The organism is Tepidimonas sp., from assembly GCF_046292505.1.
In the GTDB taxonomy this organism is placed as follows: Bacteria; Pseudomonadota; Gammaproteobacteria; order Burkholderiales; family Burkholderiaceae_C; genus Tepidimonas.
This window is the reverse complement of record NZ_JBKBQX010000021.1, coordinates 1-19,902: the sequence shown is the minus strand read 5'-3', so window position 1 is coordinate 19,902 and position 19,902 is coordinate 1. Positions and strand designations below refer to the sequence as shown.

Sequence of the window (19,902 nt, the reverse complement as noted above, 5' to 3'; positions counted from 1 at the left end):
GGGGTGGCCCGGGGGGCCATCAAAGGTGGGGGGTGACGGGCTGGCCGGCTGCCTGTTGGATGAACCAGTGTTTGATCGGTTCCAGTCGGTCCACCGCGCGCAGCCCCCAGCGACGCAGCGCGGCCAGTCGCGCGTCGGGGCTGCCAAACAGGCCGTACAGGGCGTCGGTGGCGGTTTGCATGGCGGTTACGGGGGCGGCGCGGGCGCGCTCATAACGGCGCAACAGGCGCAGGTCGCCCAGCGGGCGCCAGTACTCGCGCTCGCGCAGCACGCGCGCCAGCTCGGCCACGTCCCCCAGGCCGACATTGAGGCCCTGGCCCGCCAGCGGATGCATGGCATGGGCGGCATCCCCCGCGAGCGCCAGCCCCGGACGCACCCAGGGGCGGGCGATGGACAGCTCCAGGGGCCAGCCGGCCGGCTGGCCCAGCGTGCGCATCGGGCCCAGGGCCGCCGCGCACGCCTGTTGCACCGCCTGGGCAAAGGCGTCGGGCGGCAGCGCCAGCAGGTCGGCCGCGCGGGCGTGGGGTACCGACCACACCAGGGCCACCGTCTGCCCCTCGCCCCCCCCCATGGGCAGCAGCGCCAGGATGCTGTCGCCGCAGAACCACTGCCGCGCCACGGCGCCATGGGGGCGCTCGCAGTGCAGTCGTGCCGCGATGGCGGTGTGGGGGTAGGGGCGTCTGTCGTAGGCCAACCCTTCGGCCGCCCGGGTGGCGCTGCGGCGCCCTTCGCAGACGACGGTGAGGGCGGCTTTGGGGCGCGTCCCGCCATCGTCGGTCAGCCGTTCGATGCCCGGCTGGAAGGCCACCGCTTGTGCCAGCGTCGCTTCCAGCGCAGGCACATCGACGATCCACGCCAGCGGGTGGGGCGCAGCCGTGTCGGCATCGAAGCGGACGGCGGCCGCGGCGTCGATGCTGCCTGCGTCGGGCACCGGGTCGGCATCCGCCACCCACATGTGCCGCACGGGCGTGACGGCGTCACCCTCGCTCGGCCAGGCACGCACCGATTCCAGCAGCGCGCGCGAGGCGGCGTTGAGGGCGTAGGCGCGGATGTCCGGCGCACTCCCCCCGCCCGCGGGAGGGCGCTCGACCAGCGCGACGCGCAGGCGCTCGCGCGCCAGCAGAAGCGCCAGCGTGCGGCCGACGATGCCGCCCCCCAGGATCGCCACGTCGTAGGTCTTGGTCATGCAGGCATTGTAGGCGTCGGCACGACTGTGGGCACAATGGCCGCTTGCCGATCTTCCCGCGATCACCCCGCCGCAGGGCCCACTGCCATGAACGACGCTCCCGATACGCTGCCGCTCACCCTGGATCAACTGTGGATCTATCCGGTCAAGTCCTGTGCCGGCATCCGCCTGCGCTCGGTCGAGCTGCTGGAGACGGGCCTGGAGTGGGATCGCACCTGGATGGTGGTGGATGCGGACGGCGAGTTCGTCTCGCAGCGCGAGCTGCCGCGCATGGCCTTGATCCAGCCGCGCCTGCGCATGGGGCGGCTGGAGCTGCGCGCGCCCGGCATGCTGTCGCTGCACCTCGCGCTCGACGCGGCCGAGTCCCCGCGGCGCGTGCGCATTTGGGACGATGCGGTGGTTGCCTACGATATGGGGGACGTCGCGGCGCAATGGTTCACCGACTTTTTGGGCGCGGACCTGCCGCCGGGCCTTGGGCCCCTGCGGCTGGTGCGTTTCGATCCGCAGGAGCGGCGCCTGTCCTCGCTGCGCTGGACCGGCGGGGTCGAGGCCCCCAATACCTTCGGTGACGGCTATCCGTTGTTGGTGGTCTCCAGTGCATCCTTGGATGATCTGAACGATCGGCTGGCGGCCCAGGGGTACCCCCCGGTGGGCGTCGAACGCTTGCGCGCCAACCTGGTGCTGGGGGGGATTTATCCGCACGACGAGGACCGCATCGACCGCATCGACTGGCACGCCGAGGGCGCCCCCGCCGATGCGCCGGCCGTCACGCTGCAGCTCGTCAAACCGTGCGCGCGCTGCACCATCCCGGACGTCGATCCGACCACCGGGGTGCCAGACGGCCGCCTCAGCCCGCTGCTGCACACCTACCGTCAGGACAAGCGCTTGATGGGGGCCGTGACCTTTGGCATGAACGCCATCGTGCGCCGTGGCGATGGGCACATGCTGCACGAGGGCATGCGCGGAACGGGACGTTGGGGCGCGTGGTGAAGCGCGGGGCCTGGCCGCGCCTGGCTCCCATGGCCCCCGGTACAATTCCTGCTTTCGCCGGCGCGCGCCGCCGACCCGCCCACCTCCCACCCGTCGCCCCGCCATGAGCCTCAAATGCGGCATCGTGGGCCTGCCCAACGTGGGCAAGTCCACCCTGTTCAACGCCCTCACCAAGGCCGGCATCGCTGCCGAGAACTACCCCTTCTGCACCATCGAGCCCAACGTCGGTGTGGTGGAGGTGCCCGACCCGCGCCTGCAGCAACTCGCCGCCATCATCCGGCCGCAGCGCATCGTGCCGGCGATCGTCGAGTTCGTGGACATCGCGGGCCTGGTCGCCGGGGCCAGCCAGGGCGAAGGCTTGGGCAACCAATTCCTGGCTCACATCCGCGAGACGGACGCCATCATCAACGTGGTGCGCTGCTTCGACGACCCCAACATCGTCCATGTGGCCGGCAAGGTCGATCCGATCGCTGACATCGAGGTCATCCAGACCGAGCTGTGCCTGGCCGATCTGGGCACGGTCGAAAAGGCACTGCAGCGCTACCAAAAGGCGGCCAAGAGCGGCAACGACAAGGAAGCGGCCAAGATGGTGGCCGTGCTGGGCCGGGTGCGCGCCGTGCTGGACGAAGGACGCCCCGTGCGCGTGATGGCGCTGACCGACGAGGAGCGGGCCCTGCTCAAACCGCTGTGCCTGATCACCGCCAAGCCGGCGATGTTCGTGGGCAACGTGGCCGAGGATGGCTTCGAGGGCAACCCCTACCTGGACCAGTTGCGCGCCTTTGCGCAGCGCCAGGGCGCGCCGGTGGTGGCCATCTGCGCCAAGATCGAGGCGGAGCTGGCCGATATGGACGAGGCGGACCGCAACGAGTTTTTGCACGAACTGGGCTTGGAGGAGCCGGGCCTGAACCGCCTGATCCGCGCCGCCTACCAGTTGCTGGGTTTGCAAACCTACTTTACCGCCGGCGAAAAGGAGGTGCGCGCCTGGACCATCCGCATCGGCGACACGGCGCCCCAGGCAGCGGGCGTCATCCATTCGGATTTCGAACGCGGCTTCATCCGCGCCCAGACCATCGCATTTGACGATTACATCGCCTATGGCGGTGAACAGGGCGCCAAGGACGCCGGCAAGATGCGCGCCGAGGGCAAGGACTACGTCGTCAAAGACGGTGACGTGATGAACTTTTTGTTCAACGTCTGAGGTCCGACGTCTGTGGCCATGCGGGCGCGCGCTTGGCGCCGCCCGGCGGCACGATGCAGACACGGAGCGGAATGCGGACACAAAAAAGCCCGCGCGGTGGCGGGCTGAGTCGGTTTTTGGTTTGGTGGGTCCTGTAGGATTCGAACCTACGACCTACGGATTAAGAGTCCGCTGCTCTACCAACTGAGCTAAGAACCCGACCTTGGTGGACCGAAGGAGGATCGAACTCCCGACCTCTGCATTGCGAACGCAGCGCTCTCCCAGCTGAGCTATCGGCCCGTGAAGCACGCATTATACCCAAAACTGCGCTGCTCCATGACGATGATCGCAACGGGCGCCGCCACCGACCAAAACTGTATACACTTTGGGCGGGTCGCAGCGGTGCAAGGGTGCGCGGGCCGTCCGGGTGAGGCGGTGCGTGCACGGGTCGCGGCCAGGGGCTCCCACAGCGCCCGCGGTGGTGGGGGCCGTACAACGCCTGCGCGCGACGCGCACGGAGCGCACCGTGGATGCCTATTTGCTGGACTGGGCCAATGTTTTGTTGCGCTGGCTGCATGTGATTGCGGCCATTGCTTGGATCGGGTCGTCGTTTTACTTCGTCTTTCTGGACAGCAGCCTGACGCCGCCGGCGGACGAGCGGCTGCGCCGCGACGGGGCCACGGGTGAGCTGTGGGCGGTGCACGGCGGCGGGTTTTACCACCCGGTCAAGTATGCGGTGGCGCCGCCCAGTCTGCCGCCCCGATTGCACTGGTTCTATTGGGAGAGCTACACCACCTGGCTCAGCGGCTTTGCTCTGTTTGCCGTGTCCTACCTGTGGCAAGCCAACATCTATCTGGTCGATCCGCGGGTGTACGCGTGGCCGGCACCGTGGATGGCCGGTGCGGTCGCGATCGGTTTTTTGGTCATGTTTTGGATGCTGTACGACGGCATTTGCCGCCTATGGGGCCAGACGCCGGGGGGCGACCGCAAGGTGGGGTGGGCGGTCGCGGTGCTGGTGGCTTTGGCCGCCTGGCTCGCGTGCCAGTGGTTTGCGGGGCGCGCCGCGTTTTTGATCGTCGGGGCGATGCTGGCGACCGCCATGAGCGCCAATGTGCTGTTCTGGATCATTCCTGGCCAGCGCAAGGTCGTGGCTGCTTTGCGCGCGGGTCAGACGCCGGATCCGGCGCACGGCCAGCGTGGCAAGCAGCGCAGCGTGCACAACACCTATTTCACATTGCCGGTGGTGTTGGCGATGCTGAGCAACCACTACAGCTTTCTGTACGGGCACGAGTCCAACGCGCTGGTGCTGCTGGCGCTGATGGCCGCGGGCGCGGCGATTCGCCAGTTTTTCGTGCTGCGTCATGGCTATCACCTGGGGCGCAATGCCCACCCCTGGCCGTATGCGGCGGTGGGCGTGGCGGTGATCGTGGTGCTCGTCGTCTGGCTGCGGCCGGCGACACCCGCCAGCGCGGGGGCTACGGCGGCCCCCCCGATGCGGCCCGGGTGATGGCGGTGGTGCAGCAGCGCTGCGTGGTGTGCCATGGCGAGGCGCTGGCGTCCAAGAATGTGCGGCTGGATTCCGCGCCGGCGCTGGCGCAGCATGCGCAGGCCGTCTATCAGCAGGTCGTGGTCACGCGCCAGATGCCGCTCAACAACGCGACCGGGATGACGGAGGACGAGCGCGCCCTGATCGCGGCTTGGCTGCGCGCCGGTGCCTCATCGCCCTGATGGCGCGGGCTCAGTCTTCCACCGTTTTGACGTCCATGACCCGCAGGCTCACTCCGCCGGCCTGCCGGGCGGCCTTGTCGCCGATCACGGGTTTGTTGGCATAGGACTGGTAGCGCTCGCGCAGCGGCTGGATCAGCTCGGCCAGCGCCGCGGCGTCGTCGATGCGCGATTCATAGCGTTTGAGGACGCCCCAGGCGGACTCGATGATTTTGGCATTGCAGGTGACACGCCCCTGCTCGATCAATTCCAGCACGGCTGCGCGCGGGTTGCCCGCCAGGCTCTGGCGCATGGCGTGTTCCACGATGCCCAGCACCTCGTTGTGCAGGGTGGACAGCCGCTCGGCATACGGCGGGTGGGCGTTGGCCGCTTGCGCCAGCAGCGCCGTGAGGGCCTTGGAGGTGCAAAAGCGCCGTCCCAACACGGTCAGGCGCTCCTCGACTTCGTCGATCTGGATGGCGCGCTGAGCCAGGTAGGCGAGCAGGGTGGTCAGGTTACAGGCGGCCTCGAAGTCGAAGTCCGCCTCGGTGATGGAGGCCATCATCGCGCGCACCTGGCTGAGCACGCGGGCCACCTGCGCATCGTGCAGCAGCAGGGCGATTTCCAGCACCTCGGCCAGACGCCGCAGCCGCAGCGATTTGGGGTGGCGCTCCACCATGCGCAGGGCGTCGTCCAGGTAGCGTTGCAGGCCTTTGCGGTCCCCGGCCTCGAAGCGCATGAAGCCCAGCAGCACCAGCGACTGCGCATCGAACATTTTGGAGTCCAGCCCCAGCCGGACCGAGCGCGCCAGCAGCTCCTCGGCCAGCGCACGCTCGTCGCAGTAGTGCGCCAGCATGCCGTGGCGCTGCAGCCGGCTGATGGATGAGGGTGTCAGATCGGTGGCCATCCGGTACGCGGCCAAGGCGGCGTCGAAGTTGCCCAGCTCGATCTGGGCGCGCCCCATGACGTCGTAGGCGTCGGCGTAGCCGGGCTCGCCGTTGATCAGGCTCTGCAAAGTTTGGCTGGCTTTTTGTGACTGGCCGGCCTCGAGCTGCGCGCGCGCCACACCCAGCTTGGCCCAGGGCAGGGCTTTCGCTTCGACCACCGCTTCGTGCAGGCGCTGGGCTTCGTCGTAGCGTTCCAGCCGCAGCAGCAGCTCCGCGCCCACCCGCGCCGCATACAGCCAGTAGTCGTCACGCTGCTGAAAGCGCCGCAGGCACAGCTCGGCGGCGCGCTCATACCGCCCGCCCTCGACGGCCTCGAAGATGTCTTTGAGCACCGTCTTGCGGTGTCGTGCCTGCCCGATGCGTTGCTCCAGCTGGCTGGCGGTGAAGGGCTTGAGCAGGTACGAGTCGAGCGCGGACTCGGCCGCCTCGGCCACCTTGGAGTAGGCGGCCTCGGCCGTGACCATGATGAACACGGTGGCGAAGGGCAGCAACCCGGCGCGGCGCAGATCGTCCAGCAGTGCCTGGCCCGTGCCGGAGTCGTTGGGAAAATGCTGCTCGCAGACCACGACGTCGAAGGTGCGGAACTCGAGCTGGCGACGGGCGTCGGCGATGCGGGGGCTTTGTGCCACGGTGCGGGCCCCCATGTCGCGCAGTTGGGTCACCAGAATGGAGCGCGACGTCGGATTGCCATCGATGACCAGCGCCGAGGCCCCGTACAGATCCATCAGGCTCATGGCGTGGGATTATCGGTGTGCGTGGTGGGCATGGAGGGGGGCGCGGCGCGGTCCATGGGCCCCAAGTTGACGCCCCCGGAGGGGCGCAGCCGCGGGTCGCCCAAGGCGGGGCGGTTGCGCGCCGTGCCGTACGCCTGTCGCAAGGCCGCTACTCGGGCGCGCCAACTGTCGGCATTGGGGATGTCACTGTCGTAGCGCTGCAACATCAGCCAGGCGGTCTCCACGGCCCGGGCGTTGAAACTCTCCTGCGCCACGGCGTACAGCTCCGCCAGGGCCAGGACCGGCTCGCCCTGGCTGGCGCGGCGCAGCGCCTGTTCGATGCGCTGCACCATGGTGGCTTCGCATTCGCGCAGGCGCTCGGCGTACCGGGTGTGGTGGCTGGCGGCGTTGGCGAGCAACTCACCCATGGCCTTGGAGGTGGCAAAGCGCAGGCCCAGCCGCATGACCAGGGCATCTTGGTCGGGCAGGGTCGTGTGCCGGGCCAGCGCGGCGAGCACGGCCAGCAGGTTGCAGGCGGCTTCCATGTCGAAGTCGGGTGCGACGACGGTCTCGCCGATGGCCGCAAGGGCCGGCGCGGTGGCGTCTGCGCTGTGCTCGAAGGCATGGGCCAGCAGATCGACCAGTTGCACGAAGCGCTGCAGCCGGGCGTCCTCGGGGGTGGCCAGGGCGCGCTTGCGCAGCTCGCCGTGATGGCGCTCCAGCTCGGTCGGGTCGCGGCGCTCGAAGGCGGCAATGGCCAGCAGCACCAGGCTCTCGGCGTCGAACATCTTGGAGTCGAGCCCCAGGTAGGTGGCGCGCTGCAGCAGTTCGATGGCCTTGTCCCGGTTGCCCAGAAAAAACGCCAGCATGCCCAGCCGCTGCTGGCGGCCGATCGCCATGGGAGTGGCCTCCAGCGCCTTGCTCAGACTGTCGAGCGCGTCCTCGAACTGTCCCAGTTCCATCTGGGCCCGCCCGAGCACGTCGTAGGCGTCGGGGTAGTCGGGCGCCGTTTCGATCAAATGGCGCAGGGTGTCCTGTGCCGCCACGGTGGCTCCGCTGTCGAGCTGGCAGCGCGCCACGCCCAGCAGGGCCCAGGGGTGGGGTTCGGTGTCCCATATGGACTGGAACAGGGCCTGCGCCTGGCCAAAGCGGCCCAGGCGCAGCAGGATCTCGGCCCCCCAGCGCGCGGCGGACAACCACTGCGGTCCCCGTGTCGCAAAGCGCTGCAGGCACAGCTCGACGGCGTCGTCGTAGCGGCCCTCTTCCAGCGCGCGGTGGATGTCCCACAGCGCGGCTTTGCGCCGCTGCGCCTGCTCGATGCGGTCGTACAGCGTGCCGGCCGAGTAGGGGCGCACGATATAGCTGTCCACCGACGACTCCGCCGCCTCGGCGACTTTCAGGTAGGTGGCCTCGTCGGTGATCATGACGAATACCGTGCCGAAGGGCAGCAGCCCGCTGCGGCGCAGGTCATCCAGCAGCGCCTGGCCGGAGCCGCCGCGCGGGAAGGTGTCGCTGCAGACCACCAGGTCGAAGGCGTGGCGCTCGATCTCGCGCCGCGCATCGGCGATGCGGCTGGCCTGGCTGATGGAGGTGAAGCCAAAGCCCCGCAGTTGCCCAGCCAGTGTCAAGCGGGTGGTGGGATTGCCATCGACGACCAGTGCCGCCGATCGGTGCATCGCCACCGGACCCCCCGTCCCCAGCCCCGCCGCGGGCATGCTCACACCACCGCGCCCAGCTTGAAGATCGGCAGGTACATCGCCACCACGATGCCGCCGATGAGGGTGCCCAGGATGACGATGATGATCGGCTCCATCAGGCTGGACAGCCCCGCCACCATGTCGTCGACCTCCTGCTCGTAGAAGTCGGCCGCCTTGCCGAGCATGTGGTCGATGGAGCCGGACTCCTCGCCGATCGCGCACATCTGCAGCACCATCGACGGAAATACGCCGGTGTTGGTCATCGCCTGCGTCAGCGCGGTGCCGGTGGCCACCTCCTGCTGGATCTTCGCGGTGGCGTCGGCGTAGACCGAGTTGCCGGCTGCACCGCCGACCGAGTCGAGCGCGTCCACCAGTGGCACGCCGGCGGCGAACATCGTCGAGAGCGTGCGCGTCCAGCGCGCGACGACGGACTTTTCCACCAGCTGGCCGAAGATCGGCAGGCGCAGCAGCAGCCGGTCCATGAAGCGCTGCACCTTCTCGCTGCGCTTCCAGGCCTGGAAGAAGAAATACAGCCCGCCGCCCAGCGCACCGAAGATCAGCCACCAGTAGGCGACGAAGAATTCGCTCATCGCGATGACCGCCAGCGTCGGCGCCGGCAGGTCGGCGCCGAACGAGGTGAACACCTCCTTGAACGCCGGCACGACGAAGATCATGATCACCGACACGACGATGAAGGCCACCACCAGCACCGCGGTCGGGTACATCAGTGCCGACTTGACCTTGCCCTTGATGGCCTCGGTCTTCTCGAGGTAGGTGGACAGGCGGTCGAGGATGTCCTCCAGGATGCCCGCCGCTTCGCCTGCCTCCACCAGGTTGCAGTACAGCGAGTTGAAGTAGGCCGGGTGCTTGCGGAACGCCGCCGACAGCGAGGTGCCGGTCTCCACGTCGGTGCGGATCTCGTACAGCAGCCGCGCCACGCTGGGGTTGGGGTTGCCGCGGCCGACGATGTCGAACGCCTGCAGCAGCGGCACACCGGCCTTCATCATCGTCGCCAGCTGGCGCGTGAAGATGGCGATGTCCTTGGGCTTGATGCGCTTGGCCGAGGCGAAACGCTTGCGGCGCACCTTCTGCACCACGATGCCCTGGCGGCGCAGCTGCGCCTGCACCTGCGCCTCGCCGGCGGCGCGCAGTTCGCCCTTGACGGTCTTGCCGTTGCGGTCCTTGCCCTCCCACTCGAATAGGTGGTCCTGGGCGGCGGCGGTGGCAGTGGCCATGGGCGTTCCCTCCGTGGATGTCGGCGATGGGCGGGTGCGGGCGACTGGGGCGGGTGATCACTCGTTGGTCACCGACAGCACCTCCTCCAACGACGTGATGCCCATCGTAACCTTGCGCAGGCCACTTTCGCGCAGCGTGCGCACGCCCTCGCGGCGGGCCTGCTCGGCGATCTCCAGCGCGCTGGCGCCGCGCAGGATCAGCTGCTGGATCGCCTCGCTGACGGGCATGACCTGATAGATACCGACGCGGCCCTTGTAGCCGTCGTGGCAGGCGGAGCAGCCCACGGGCTTGTATGGTTGCCAGTCGCCTTCCAGGTCCTGCTCGGTGAAGCCGGCATTCAGCAGCGCCTGCCGCGGCAGGTCGTGGTGCGGCACCTTGCACTTGGGGCACAGGCGCCGCGCCAGCCGCTGCGCGGTGATCAGGTTGACGCTGGCGGCGATGTTGAACGGCGCCACGCCCATGTTGACCAGCCGCGTCAGCGTCGACGGCGCGTCGTTGGTGTGCAGGGTGGACAGCACCAGGTGGCCGGTCTGCGCGGCCTTGATGGCGATGTCGGCGGTTTCCAGGTCGCGGATCTCGCCGACCATGATGATGTCCGGATCCTGGCGCAGGAAGGCGCGCAGCGCCGCGGCGAAGGTCAGGCCTGCCTTTTCGTTGACGTTGACCTGGTTGACGCCGGGCAGGTTGATCTCGGCCGGGTCCTCGGCGGTGGAGATGTTGACGCCGGGCTGGTTGAGCAGGTTCAGGCAGCTGTAGAGCGACACCGTCTTGCCCGAGCCGGTGGGGCCCGTGACCAGCACCATGCCGTAAGGCCGGTTGATCGCGGCCAGCAGCTTGTCCTTCTCGTCCGGCTCGTAGCCCAGCGCATCGATGCCCATCTGCGCGCTGCTCGGGTCCAGGATGCGGATGACGACCTTCTCGCCAAACAGCGTCGGCAGCGTGCTGACGCGAAAGTCGATCACCTTGTCCGGGCCGACCTTGAGCTTCATGCGGCCGTCCTGCGGCACGCGTTTCTCGGAGATGTCGAGCTTGGAGATGACCTTGATGCGCGAGGCCAGCTTGTCCTTGATCGCCACCGGCGGCGTGGCGATTTCGCGCAACTGGCCGTCGATGCGCATCCGCACCCGGTAGTGGTGCTCGTAGGGCTCGAAGTGCAGGTCCGACGCGCGCATGGTGTACGCGTCCAGCAGCATCTTCTGCAGAAATTTGACGATCGGGGCGTCCTCGACCTCGGCGGCCACCTTGTCCGCGGGCTCGGCCGAGGTCATCTCGATGCCCTCGGCCTCGAAGTCGAAGGTCTGGCCGACGATCTGCTCGATGACTTGCCCTGCGCTGGCGGCGTAGGTCTCGACCAGTTTGCCGAGCTTGTCCACCTCGGCGATGATCCAGTCGACGGCCAGTTGCGTCTCGAACTTGACCTTCTCCGCCGCCTGCAGATCGGACGGGTCGGCCGTGGCCACCGACAGCCGGTTGCCGCGGCGGGCCAGCGGCACGATGCGGTACTGCTGACAGGTCTTGGGGTCGAGCAGGTGGTGCGGCAGCCGTTGCGGGTCGATGGCGTCCAGGTCGATGAGCGGCGCGGCAAACGCCACCGACATGGTGTGCGCCAGATCGCTCGGCGAGACGAGGGCACTGTCGATCAGCTCGGTGATGAAGCCGGTCTTGTGGCTTTGGGCCCGGGCGTAGAGGGTTTCGGCCTGCTGCTGGGTGAGCGCGCCGGCGGCGATCAGCGCGCGCGCCAGCCCCGGCAAGGCCATCGTGGCGACGCCGTCGTCATCGGTCATGGCGATCCCCAGGGCTGGCGGTGTGCATCGGCTCGTGTATATTTCGCGCTCTTTCCGCGACGTTCGCGGCAAGATCAACACAAATTCGGTGCATAGTACGGAGTCACCATGGATCTGCGCAAACTCAAGACGCTCATCGACCTGGTCTCGGAGTCGAACATTTCCGAACTCGAGATCACCGAAGCCGAAGGCAAGGTCCGCATCGTCAAGGCCGCTCCGGCTGCACCGGTCATGCTGCCAGTGGCGGCGCCGGCGGTGGCCGCTCCGGCGGCGCCCATCACCCTGACGGCGCCCGCGCCCGCCGAGGCCGCCGCCGCGCCGGCGCCCGCCGAGATCCAGGGACACGTGATCAAATCGCCCATGGTCGGTACCTTCTACCGCGCCCCCAGCCCGGGCGCCAAGCCGTTCGTCGAAGTCGGCCAGGCGGTCAAGGAGGGCGAGCCGGTGTGCATCATCGAGGCGATGAAGATTCTCAACGAAATCGAGGCCGATCGCGCGGGCGTGATCAAGGAAATTTTGGTCGAGAACGGTCAGGCCGTGGAGTACGGCCAGCCGCTGTTCGTCCTCGAGTGAGGACGCCGCCATGTTCAAGAAGATTCTGATCGCCAATCGCGGCGAGATCGCCCTGCGGGTGCAGCGCGCCTGCCGCGAGATGGGCATCAAGGCCGTCGTCGTTTACTCCGAAGCGGATCGCGAAGCCAAGTACGTCAAGCTGGCGGACGAAGCGGTGTGCATCGGCCCCGCGCCCTCGGGCCAGAGCTACCTGAACATGCCGGCCATCATCTCGGCCGCGGAGGTCACCGACGCCGAGGCCATCCACCCCGGCTACGGCTTTCTGTCCGAAAACGCCGACTTCGCCGAGCGGGTGGAAAAGAGCGGCTTCGTCTTCATCGGCCCGACGCCGGAGTCGATCCGCCTGATGGGCGACAAGGTTTCGGCCAAGCAGGCCATGATCCGCGCCGGCGTGCCCACCGTGCCGGGCTCCGACGGCGCGCTGCCGGATGACCCGGCCGAGATCAAGCGCATCGCGCGCGCCATCGGCTATCCCGTCATCATCAAGGCCGCTGGTGGTGGCGGCGGCCGCGGCATGCGCGTCGTGCACACCGAGGCGGCGTTGCTGCACGCCGTGCAGACGACCAAAAGCGAAGCCGCGGCGGCGTTCAACAACCCCGAGGTGTATATGGAGAAATTCCTCCAGAACCCTCGGCACATCGAGATCCAGGTGTTGGCCGACCAGCACCGCAACGCCGTCTATCTGTTCGAGCGCGACTGCTCGATGCAGCGCCGTCACCAGAAGGTGATCGAGGAGGCGCCCGCGCCGGGCATCCCGCGTCGCCTGATCGAGCGCATCGGCGACCGCTGCGCCGCCGCGTGCAAGAAGATCGGTTACCGCGGTGCCGGCACGTTCGAATTCCTGTACGAGAACGGCGAGTTCTACTTCATCGAGATGAACACCCGCGTGCAGGTGGAGCACCCGGTGACCGAGATGATCACGGGCATCGACATCGTGCGCACCCAGATCCTGGTGGCCGCCGGCGAGAAACTGCCGTTCACCCAGCGCCAGCTGCAGTTGCGCGGGCACGCCATCGAGTGCCGCATCAACGCCGAGGACCCGTACAAGTTCACCCCGTCGCCCGGGCGCATCACGGCCTGGCACGCTCCGGGCGGCCCCGGGGTGCGGGTGGATTCGCACATCTATTCGGGCTACACCGTGCCGCCCAACTACGACTCGATGGTGGGCAAAATCATCGTGCACGGCGACACGCGCGAGCAGGCACTGGCGCGCATGCGCGGGGCGTTGGCCGAGGTCGTGATCGAGGGCATCAAGACCAACGTGCCGCTGCACCGCGAGCTGATGGTGGACGCCAACTTCGAGGCCGGCGGCACCAACATCCACTACCTCGAGAGCTGGCTGGCGCAACGTGAGCGGGGCTGAACCGACGGCCGGCGAGGCCCGCTGGCACGAACTGCTGCTGCGTGTGCCCGAGGCGCGGGTGGAGGACGTCTGCGATGCGCTGGAGGCGTTGGAGGCGCTCAGCGTCTCGGTCGAGGACGCCGATGCGCACACCCCGGCGGAGCGGGCGCTGTTTGGCGAGCCCGGGCTGCCCGCGCCGGCGCCCGGGTGGCAGCGCTCGCAGGTGGTGGCGCTGTTCGACACCGAAGCGCAGGCCCGCGAAGCGGCCGCCTTGCTGGCTCCGCAGGAATTTTTTGCCGATTGCGAGGTGATCGGCGTTCGGCCCGTGGCCGACACCGACTGGGTCCGCCTGACGCAGTCGCAGTTCGACCCCGTGCCGATCACGCCCGATTTTTGGATCGTGCCGAGCTGGCACGAGCCACCCGCCGAGGCCCGTACCGTCATCCGGCTTGACCCCGGGCTGGCGTTTGGCACCGGCACCCACCCCACGACGCGCATGTGCCTGCGCTGGATCGCCCGTCACGACATGGCGGGCCGGCGCGTGCTCGACTACGGCTGCGGCTCCGGCATTTTGGCCATCGCCGCGGCCAAGCGGGGCGCCGCGACGGTGGACGCGGTGGACATCGACCCGGCTGCCGTGGAGTCGACCCGGCTCAACGCGGCAGCCAATGCCGTGGCCTTGAACGCCAGCCTGCCGGAGGCGGCGCAGGGCCGCTACGGGCTGGTGCTGGCCAACATCCTGGCCACGCCGCTCAAGGTGCTGGCCCCGCTGCTGTGCGCCCACGTCGACGACGGGGGCGATCTGGTGCTGGCCGGCATTCTGGAGCGCCAGGCCGACGAACTGCGCGAGGCCTATGCGCCGTGGTTGGCGTTGACGGTCACCGATGCCGAGGACGGCTGGATCCTCATGACGGCCCGGCGGGGCTGAGCGCCGCGCGGCGGCCCCGGACGGCGCCGTCATAATCGCGGGCATGAGCTTCATCACCCGCTGCCCATCGTGTGGAACGGCCTTCAAGGTCGTGGCGGATCAGCTCAAGATCGCCGACGGCTGGGTGCGCTGCGGCCATTGCCAGCAGGTGTTCGATGCCACGCTGGATCTGCAGCCGGCCTTCGCCTCGCTGCCCTCCTGCGCGCCCCCACCGGCCGAGGCGGCGCCCCAGCCGACCGCCCCGCCACCGATGCCCGCCGCGGAACCGCCGCAGAGCATGGCATCCGAGCCCGAGCCAGCCTCTGAACCGCAAGCGGAGCCCGAACCGCAGCCGTGGCCCGATTCCGAACCCGAGTCCGACCGGCAGGAGCCGCGGCATCACGCGTACGATGCCGTCCTTCCGGTTGAGGCGGACGCGATGGGCGACCAGGGCGGCAATCACGACCCCTTCGCCACGCAGGCCGCGGCTGCGGCACAGGAGCCGTCGTTCGTTCGCCAGGCGCGGCGGCGGGCCTTTTGGCGCAGACCCGCCGTGCGCCTCATCCTCGCGCTGCTGGTGTTGGGGCTGACGGCGCTGCTCGCAGGTCAGATCGCGTGGTATTGGCGCGACGCCTTGGCGGCGCGCTACCCCGCGGCTCGACCGGCTCTGACGGCGTTTTGCGATCGCCTGGGGTGTACCATCGCGCCGCCGCGGCGCCCACAGGATGTGCTCATCGAGGGCTCGGTGCTGCTGCGGCGCGCGCCGGACCGCTACAGCTTTCACCTCGTGGTGCGCAACCACGCCGACACCGAGGTGGCGGCGCCCGCGCTGGAGCTGACCCTGACCGATCTCCAGGACCAGGTGCTGGTGCGCCGCGTCTGGACGCCCGACGCGTGGCCGCAGCCTCTGGAGCGGCTGGCGCCGGGGGCCGAGTGGCCGTTGCAGCTGGAGCTGGCCTTCGACCACCCCGACGCGGCCCGCATGACGGGCTACCGGGCCGTGCTGTTCTACCCCTGACGCCTTGCGAGAGGCGTTGTTTTTACCTCCTTCCCATGACCATCCTCGTCTGCGGTTCCCTGGCCTTCGACACCATCATGGACTTTGAAGGCCGTTTTGCCGACCACATCCTGCCCGACCAGTTGCACATCTTGAATGTGTCGTTCCTGGTGCCGGGGTTGCGGCGCGAGTTTGGTGGCTGCGCGGGCAATATCGCTTACGGCCTGCGGCTGCTGGGCAGCGCGGTGCGGCCCGTCGCGGCGCTGGGCGCTGATGGCGAGCACTATCTGCAGCGCCTGCGCGCCCTGGGCATCGATGTCTCCGCCGTGCGCCTGATGCCCGAGAGCTACACGGCCCAGGCGATGATCATGACCGATCGCCACAACAACCAGATCACGGCCTTTCATCCGGGGGCGATGGCGCTGGCCCACACCAACCCCATCACTGCCACCGACGGCGTGAGCCTGGCGATCCTGTCGCCCGACGGCAAGCAGGCCACCTGGGAACACGCGGAGCAACTGCACGCGGCGGGCGTGCCGTTCGTGTTCGACCCCGGCCAGGGACTGCCGATGTTCGATGGTGTGGAATTGCTGCGGCTGGTCGATCTGGCCGATTGGGCGGCCTTGAACGATTACGAAGCCCGGCTGCTGTGCGACCGCACGGGCCTGACCTTGCCCGAGTTGTCGCGGCGGCTGCGCGCTTTGGTCGTGACCTTGGGGGAGCAGGGGTGCGACGTCTGGCAGGACGGCGAGTGCATCCGCGTGCCCGGGGTGCCGGCGGCCGAGATCGTGGACCCCACCGGGTGCGGGGATGCGTTCCGGGCCGCCTTGCTGCACGGTCTGGCCCGGGGCTGGTCGGTCACCGAAGCGGCGCGGCTGGGCAACCGCATGGGGGCGGCAAAAATCGCCACCCGCGGAGGCCAAAACTACCGCTTCGACCTTTGACCCGCAGGCACAGGGCACCCCCGCTGTCTGGACCGACAGCGGGACCGCCACGGACCGGCGGGTGCCCGTTCAGGGACGCGGGCCGGTCGGGAAGGGCCAGGCGGCTTTCGGATTGAGCTTGGTTTGCGCGCTGGGTGCCGGGGCGGCGGCGGTCTTGGCCGCTTTTTTCTTGGGCGCAGCCTTGGTGGTTTTTTCCGTGGCCGGGGCTTTCACCGCCTTGTCCGCCTTGGCGACCTTCGGGGTCTTGACGGCCTTGCCCGCCGCTTTGTCCGCCTTATCCGCTTTGGTGGGCTTTTCGGCCTTGGCGGGTTTGGCCGCGGCCTTCGTGGCCGCAGTCTTGGTGGCGGGTTTGTCGGCTGCCTTGGCGCCAGAGGCGCTTGCCGTCTTGGCCGTGGTGGAGGCCGCGGTGGTCTTGGGGGCTGCCTTCGGGGCCGCCTTGACCGAGGCCTTGGCGGTCGTCTTGGCTGGGGCCTTCTTCGCGACCTTCGGCGCTGCTTCGGCGGTCGTCGGGGCGGCCGCCTTGGCGGTCTTCTTCGCCGGCGCGGCCTTCGCAGCCGCTTTTTCGGCCGGTTTGGCGGCTGCCTTGGCTGCGGATTTGGCCGCCGGGGCCTTGGTTGCCGCTGGTGCGGCTGCTGCCTTCGGGGCAGCGGAGGTCTTGGTGGCCGCAGCCGGTTTGGCCGCCGGCTGCGCCTCGGTCGAGGCCTTCTTCGGCGTCGCCTTGGCGGCCTTCGGGGTGGCTGCCTTCGCGGCCGTCTTCTGCTTCGCGGTCTCGGTGGCCGCGGCGGCGGCCTTCTTCGCGGTTGCCATGGGAGTTCTCCTGCTTCAGGTTGGCGGGGGTTGGAAGGGGGGAGGCCGCGAGATGCAGACGACGGGCGCGCCGCGGATCAATCCCAGGACAGCGCGCCGCCCGATTGGTACTCGATCACGCGGGTTTCGAAGAAGTTGCGCTCCTTCTTCAGGTCGATCATCTCGCTCATCCACGGGAAGGGGTTTTCCTCATTGGGGAAGAGCGGCTCCAGGCCGATCTGGGTGGCGCGCCGGTTGGCGATGTAGCGCAGATAGCCCTTGAACATGCTGGCGTTGAGGCCCAGCACGCCGCGCGGCATGGTGTCCTCGGCATAGCGGTACTCCAAATCCACGGCCTTGAGGAACAGCTCTTTGATTTCGGCCTTGAAGGCGGGCGTCCACAGGTGCGGGTTTTCCAGCTTGAGCTGGTTGATCATGTCGATGCCGAAGTTGCAGTGCATCGATTCGTCGCGCAGGATGTACTGGTACTGCTCGGCGGCGCCGGTCATCTTGTTCTGCCGGCCCAGCGCCAGGATCTGCGTGAAACCGACGTAGAAGAACAACCCCTCCATCAGGCAGGCAAAGACGATCAGCGACTTCAGCAGCGTCTGGTCCGCCTCGGGCGTGCCCGTCTTGAAGGCCGGGTCCATGATCGCGTCGATGAAGGGGATCAGAAACTCGTCTTTGTCGCGGATCGAGGGGATCTCGTGGTAGGCGTTGAAGATCTCGCCTTCGTCCAGTCCCAGCGACTCGACGATGTACTGGTAGGCGTGGGTGTGGATGGCCTCTTCGAACGCCTGGCGCAGCAGGAACTGGCGGCACTCCGGCGCCGTGATGTGGCGATACGTGCCCAGCGTGATGTTGTTGGCGGCCAGCGAGTCGGCGGTGACGAAGAAGCCGAGGTTGCGCTTGACGATGCGGCGCTCGTCCTCGGTCAGGCCGTTGGGGTCCTTCCACAGCGCGATGTCGCGCGACATGTTGATTTCCTGCGGCATCCAGTGGTTGGCGCAGGTGGCGAGGTATTTCTCCCACGCCCATTTGTACTTGAAGGGGACGAGTTGGTTGACGTCGGTCTGGCCGTTGATGATGCGTTTGTCGGCGACGTTGACGCGGCGAAAGCTCGCCGCCTGCGCGCGCACCGACTGTCCAGCCGGGGCGCTGACGGCAGCCGGGGCAGCATCTGGCGTGGCGCTCACCGCAGAGACATAGTCGAAGCCGGCGACGGGGACGTTGGGCGTGGCGCCGAAGAGGGAGCCGGCCCCGACGGCCGGTTGCAGCGCGGGCGCGGCATCGGGCGTGCGGCGTGCCGTTTGGGGGGCAACGGTGGGCGTTTGGTCTTCCCAGGTCAGCATGTTGGTGTCCGATTCATGAAATTATTGAAAGGCATCGACGAAATGACAAGCGTTTGGCCCCCTGCCGGGGGCGCCGGTGGCCGCCGGCGGGGTGGGCTGTTGCGTGAGGGCATCAGCGCCGCCCGCGTCGGCGGCCGGGGCCGTCATTGACAGGCTTCACAACCCGGGTCGTCGATGGCGCAGAACTTGATGTCGGTGGCGGGCTCCACGGCCCCCGGAGCCGCGGCGGCGGGGGCGCTGCCGGCGGTCGGCACGGCGTTGAGCGCGCCGCTGCGCACGGTGGCCTTCTCGGCGTGCGTGGCGCCGGTGGTGCGCAGGTAGTAGGTGGTCTTCAGGCCGCGGATCCAGGCCAGCTTGTAGATTTCGTCCAGCTTCTTGCCCGAGGCGCCGGCCATGTAGATGTTGAGGCTTTGCGCCTGGTCGATCCACTTTTGGCGCCGCGCGGCCGCCTCCACCAGCCACACCGGCTCGATTTCGAATGCGGTGCGGTAGAGCTCCTTGAGGTCCTGCGGTACGCGGTCGATCGGCCACAGCGAGCCATCGAAGTGCTTGAGGTCCATGATCATGACCTCGTCCCACAGGCCCAGGCGCTTGAGGTCCTTGACCAGATAGCTGTTGATGACGGTGAATTCGCCCGACAGATTGGACTTGACCGACAGGTTGCCGAAGCACGGCTCGATGGACGCATCCACCCCGATGATGTTGGAGATGGTGGCGGTGGGGGCGATGGCGATGCAGTTGGAGTTGCGCATGCCGTCGCGGGCGATCTTGGCGCGCAGCGCATCCCAGTCCAGCGTGCGCGAGCGGTCCACCTCCAGGTAGCCGCCGCGCTCCTGCGCCAGCAGGTCCAGCGAGTCGATGGGCAGGATGCCGCGGTCCCACAGCGAGCCCTTGAAGGTGGAGTAGCGGCCGCGCTCCACCGCCAGGTCGCTGCTGGCCCAGTAGGCGTAGTAGCAGATGGCCTCCATCGAGCGGTCGGCGAATTCCACCGCCTCGGGCGAGGCGTAGGGGATACGCAGCTCATAGAGCGCGTCCTGGAAGCCCATCAGCCCCAGGCCCACCGGGCGATGGCGCAGGTTGGAGTCGCGCGCTTTCTTGACGGCGTAGTAGTTGATGTCGATCACGTTGTCCAGCATGCGCATCGCGGTCGCGATGGTGCGCTGGAGCTTGTCGTGGTCGAGCTCTTTGCCGTTGGGGCCGTCCTTGAGGTGCCGCGCCAGGTTGACCGAGCCCAAGTTGCAGACGGCGGTTTCGGTGTCGCTGGTGTTGAGCGTGATCTCGGTGCACAGGTTGGAGGAGTGCACAACGCCGACGTGCTGCTGCGGGCTGCGCACATTGCACGGGTCCTTGAAGGTGATCCACGGGTGCCCGGTCTCGAACAGCATCGTCAGCATCTTGCGCCACAGATCGACCGCGCGCACGGTCTTGCACGGCTGAATTTCGCCGCGCGCGGCCTTCTCCTCGTAGGCGAGATAGGCCTCCTCGAACGCTTTGCCGACCTTGTCGTGCAGATCCGGCACGCTGGACGGCGAGAACAGCGTCCAGGCGCCGTTTTCCATCACGCGCT

Annotated in this window: 15 protein-coding genes, 2 tRNA genes and 1 pseudogene; 8 read left to right on the top strand and 10 right to left on the bottom strand. The window is 68.3% G+C overall.

Annotated features, from left to right (window positions below):
* Positions 1–19 precede the first annotated feature (19 nt).
* Positions 20–1,186 carry an FAD-dependent monooxygenase gene (locus tag ACK4TH_RS09140; RefSeq protein ID WP_409625403.1) on the bottom strand — a complete coding sequence of 389 codons (1,167 nt, stop codon included), beginning with the start codon at positions 1,184–1,186 and terminating at the stop codon, positions 20–22.
* A gap of 87 nt (positions 1,187–1,273) precedes the next feature.
* Here ACK4TH_RS09140 and ACK4TH_RS09135 point away from each other — a divergent pair, with 87 nt between their 5' ends.
* Complete coding sequence (locus ACK4TH_RS09135) at positions 1,274–2,176, top strand: MOSC domain-containing protein (RefSeq protein WP_409625399.1); 903 nt, start codon at positions 1,274–1,276, stop codon at positions 2,174–2,176.
* A gap of 103 nt (positions 2,177–2,279) precedes the next feature.
* The gene (gene ychF / locus ACK4TH_RS09130) at positions 2,280–3,374 is read left to right on the top strand and encodes a redox-regulated ATPase YchF (protein WP_409625396.1); all 1,095 of its coding nucleotides are present in this window, start codon (positions 2,280–2,282) and stop codon (positions 3,372–3,374) included.
* A 122-nt stretch (positions 3,375–3,496) separates the two neighbouring features.
* On the opposite strand, the gene ACK4TH_RS09125 is transcribed toward ychF, so the two are convergent.
* Both ACK4TH_RS09125 and ACK4TH_RS09120 read right to left on the bottom strand, forming a co-directional pair.
* Positions 3,497–3,572: transfer RNA gene (locus ACK4TH_RS09125), tRNA-Lys, on the bottom strand.
* Between the two features lie 5 nt (positions 3,573–3,577).
* Positions 3,578–3,653 (bottom strand) — tRNA-Ala (locus ACK4TH_RS09120).
* A gap of 226 nt (positions 3,654–3,879) precedes the next feature.
* Here ACK4TH_RS09120 and ACK4TH_RS09115 point away from each other — a divergent pair.
* Positions 3,880–5,081, top strand: a pseudogene (locus tag ACK4TH_RS09115) (urate hydroxylase PuuD).
* A 10-nt stretch (positions 5,082–5,091) separates the two neighbouring features.
* Here ACK4TH_RS09115 and ACK4TH_RS09110 read toward each other — a convergent pair.
* The 4 genes from ACK4TH_RS09110 to pilB are packed head-to-tail and all read right to left on the bottom strand — an operon-like array spanning position 5,092 to position 11,434.
* Entirely contained in the window at positions 5,092–6,738 is a 1,647-nt protein-coding gene (locus ACK4TH_RS09110; protein ID WP_409625393.1) for a response regulator, read from the bottom strand.
* Complete coding sequence (locus ACK4TH_RS09105) at positions 6,735–8,393, bottom strand: tetratricopeptide repeat protein (RefSeq protein ID WP_409625444.1); 1,659 nt, start codon at positions 8,391–8,393, stop codon at positions 6,735–6,737. Before ACK4TH_RS09105 ends, ACK4TH_RS09110 begins: the two co-directional genes overlap by 4 nt.
* Before the next feature lie 41 nt (positions 8,394–8,434).
* Positions 8,435–9,649, bottom strand: a complete 1,215-nt coding sequence (locus ACK4TH_RS09100) for a type II secretion system F family protein (protein WP_409625391.1) — start codon at positions 9,647–9,649, stop codon at positions 8,435–8,437.
* Between the two features lie 57 nt (positions 9,650–9,706).
* Complete coding sequence (pilB, locus tag ACK4TH_RS09095) at positions 9,707–11,434, bottom strand: type IV-A pilus assembly ATPase PilB (protein ID WP_409625389.1); 1,728 nt, start codon at positions 11,432–11,434, stop codon at positions 9,707–9,709.
* A gap of 108 nt (positions 11,435–11,542) precedes the next feature.
* Between pilB and accB the strand changes: the two genes are divergently transcribed.
* From accB to ACK4TH_RS09070, 5 genes are read left to right on the top strand one after another with little or no spacing between them, the layout of a single operon-like run.
* Positions 11,543–12,007 carry an acetyl-CoA carboxylase biotin carboxyl carrier protein gene (gene accB, locus ACK4TH_RS09090; RefSeq protein WP_409625386.1) on the top strand — a complete coding sequence of 155 codons (465 nt, stop codon included), beginning with the start codon at positions 11,543–11,545 and terminating at the stop codon, positions 12,005–12,007.
* 10 nt (positions 12,008–12,017) lie between these two features.
* Entirely contained in the window at positions 12,018–13,370 is a 1,353-nt protein-coding gene (accC, locus tag ACK4TH_RS09085) for an acetyl-CoA carboxylase biotin carboxylase subunit (protein WP_409625383.1), read from the top strand.
* Positions 13,357–14,277 (top strand): 50S ribosomal protein L11 methyltransferase, encoded by a 921-nt coding sequence (prmA, locus tag ACK4TH_RS09080; RefSeq protein WP_409625380.1) that lies wholly within the window; start codon positions 13,357–13,359, stop codon positions 14,275–14,277. Before accC ends, prmA begins: the two co-directional genes overlap by 14 nt.
* A gap of 43 nt (positions 14,278–14,320) precedes the next feature.
* The gene (locus ACK4TH_RS09075; protein WP_409625377.1) at positions 14,321–15,274 is read left to right on the top strand and encodes a DUF3426 domain-containing protein; all 954 of its coding nucleotides are present in this window, start codon (positions 14,321–14,323) and stop codon (positions 15,272–15,274) included.
* Positions 15,275–15,309: 35 nt separating this feature from the next.
* Positions 15,310–16,197, top strand: coding sequence for a carbohydrate kinase family protein (locus tag ACK4TH_RS09070; protein WP_409625374.1), 888 nt, complete (start codon positions 15,310–15,312; stop codon positions 16,195–16,197).
* 69 nt (positions 16,198–16,266) lie between these two features.
* On the opposite strand, the gene ACK4TH_RS09065 is transcribed toward ACK4TH_RS09070, so the two are convergent.
* From ACK4TH_RS09065 to ACK4TH_RS09055, 3 genes are all read right to left on the bottom strand, one after another.
* The gene (locus tag ACK4TH_RS09065; RefSeq protein WP_409625371.1) at positions 16,267–17,004 is read right to left on the bottom strand and encodes a histone H1; all 738 of its coding nucleotides are present in this window, start codon (positions 17,002–17,004) and stop codon (positions 16,267–16,269) included.
* A gap of 77 nt (positions 17,005–17,081) precedes the next feature.
* Positions 17,082–18,335, bottom strand: a complete 1,254-nt coding sequence (locus tag ACK4TH_RS09060) for a ribonucleotide-diphosphate reductase subunit beta (RefSeq protein WP_409625368.1) — start codon at positions 18,333–18,335, stop codon at positions 17,082–17,084.
* 143 nt (positions 18,336–18,478) lie between these two features.
* Positions 18,479–19,902, bottom strand: a 1,424-nt coding sequence (locus ACK4TH_RS09055; protein ID WP_409625365.1) for a ribonucleoside-diphosphate reductase subunit alpha, incomplete at its 5' end; no start/stop codon positions are given.

Coding starts and splice junctions, on each gene's coding strand:
- ACK4TH_RS09140 (WP_409625403.1), bottom strand. CDS start 1,186: ATGACCAAGACCTACGACGTGGCGATCCTGGGGGGCGGCATCGTCGGC.
- ACK4TH_RS09135 (WP_409625399.1), top strand. CDS start 1,274: ATGAACGACGCTCCCGATACGCTGCCGCTCACCCTGGATCAACTGTGG.
- ychF (WP_409625396.1), top strand. CDS start 2,280: ATGAGCCTCAAATGCGGCATCGTGGGCCTGCCCAACGTGGGCAAGTCC.
- ACK4TH_RS09110 (WP_409625393.1), bottom strand. CDS start 6,738: ATGAGCCTGATGGATCTGTACGGGGCCTCGGCGCTGGTCATCGATGGC.
- ACK4TH_RS09105 (WP_409625444.1), bottom strand. CDS start 8,393: ATGCACCGATCGGCGGCACTGGTCGTCGATGGCAATCCCACCACCCGC.
- ACK4TH_RS09100 (WP_409625391.1), bottom strand. CDS start 9,649: ATGGCCACTGCCACCGCCGCCGCCCAGGACCACCTATTCGAGTGGGAG.
- pilB (WP_409625389.1), bottom strand. CDS start 11,434: ATGACCGATGACGACGGCGTCGCCACGATGGCCTTGCCGGGGCTGGCG.
- accB (WP_409625386.1), top strand. CDS start 11,543: ATGGATCTGCGCAAACTCAAGACGCTCATCGACCTGGTCTCGGAGTCG.
- accC (WP_409625383.1), top strand. CDS start 12,018: ATGTTCAAGAAGATTCTGATCGCCAATCGCGGCGAGATCGCCCTGCGG.
- ACK4TH_RS09075 (WP_409625377.1), top strand. CDS start 14,321: ATGAGCTTCATCACCCGCTGCCCATCGTGTGGAACGGCCTTCAAGGTC.
- ACK4TH_RS09070 (WP_409625374.1), top strand. CDS start 15,310: ATGACCATCCTCGTCTGCGGTTCCCTGGCCTTCGACACCATCATGGAC.
- ACK4TH_RS09065 (WP_409625371.1), bottom strand. CDS start 17,004: ATGGCAACCGCGAAGAAGGCCGCCGCCGCGGCCACCGAGACCGCGAAG.
- ACK4TH_RS09060 (WP_409625368.1), bottom strand. CDS start 18,335: ATGCTGACCTGGGAAGACCAAACGCCCACCGTTGCCCCCCAAACGGCA.